The sequence below is a fragment of the Vibrio sp. Vb0349 genome (assembly GCF_033338975.1).
In genome coordinates this window covers 1-1,025 of the sequence record NZ_JAWOTS010000473.1, presented here as the reverse complement: position 1 = coordinate 1,025, position 1,025 = coordinate 1, and the positions used below count along the sequence as shown (strand labels likewise).

Genomic DNA, 1,025 nt, shown 5'->3' with positions numbered 1-1,025 from the left:
TACAGTTAGTGACGTTGGCGATGTTGGTGGGGCTAGGGCAGTTTTATCAATTAGGCCAGAGTTACTACTGGACGGTTCTGATTGCCGCATCATTGTTTGTTTATCAGCAGCACTTGATCCGCCACCGCGAGCGCGATTTGTGTTTCAGAGCTTTCCTTAACAACAACTACGTTGGCATGGTGATAGCGATAGGTTTATTAGTCGCGTTCTGGTAATCAATCCGAAGATCAAAAAAGGCATCCAATTGGATGCCTTTGTTTTTTTGTGTTTGTTATGCCTGAAGTTGGTGGATACTTTCTTCGATGGTCAACTTCACTTCTGGGTACAGCAGCGTAAACAGTAGCTTGGCAAATTTCTGCGATTTCTTCTTATCGCAGTTACCGTCGCTATCAAGGTACTCTTGCTGTTTGAGCGTATTGAACATGGCGGTAAACACACCTTTGTCGAAGAACTCCGGCGCGTTGATACCGTGCAGGCGACCTAAACGTTGCGCGATGTCTTGGCTCTTCTGTTCCAGATCCGATTTACCCAATTCAGGGTACGCAACCAATAGGTTCATGGCGATGGAGTAACGCTGCAGCGTCTCAGTAATCGTGCGACCAAGTAGAACCAGCGGTTGGTTGTTTGATTGGTTGATTTCCAATTTGTTGCCATCAAGACAGATCATTTTCTGCTCGGCAAACTCATTCAACGTTTTCACCACAAGGTCGTTTAAATCTTCTTCTTGGTAGCTTAGGAACAGCTCTTTCTTCAAGAATGGGTAGATTTGCGCAACGTTCTCTTGGATTTTCTCCACGGTGAGATTGCGCTGACGAATAATCATCTGAGCAATCAACGATGGCAGCGCAAACAAGTGAATGATGTTGTTGCGATAGTAAGTCATCAGAATCGATTGACTACGATCCAGAGAAATGATGTCGCCCATACTGTCTGTTTCAATCACAAACTTATCTAACGAGATAGCATGATCAACCAACTCTTCAGCACTTTCTGTTGGGATGGTTGAAGTGCTTGAGTATGGGTTG

General features: G+C 44.9%; 2 pseudogenes. One reads left to right on the top strand and one right to left on the bottom strand.

Annotated features, from left to right (window positions below):
- Nucleotides 1-215, top strand: a pseudogene (gene ubiA / locus R7Q47_RS26690) (4-hydroxybenzoate octaprenyltransferase); the annotation flags it as partial.
- Nucleotides 216-271: 56 nt separating this feature from the next.
- On the opposite strand, the pseudogene R7Q47_RS26685 reads toward ubiA, so the two are convergent.
- Nucleotides 272-1,025 (bottom strand): annotated as a pseudogene (locus R7Q47_RS26685) (glycerol-3-phosphate 1-O-acyltransferase); the annotation flags it as partial.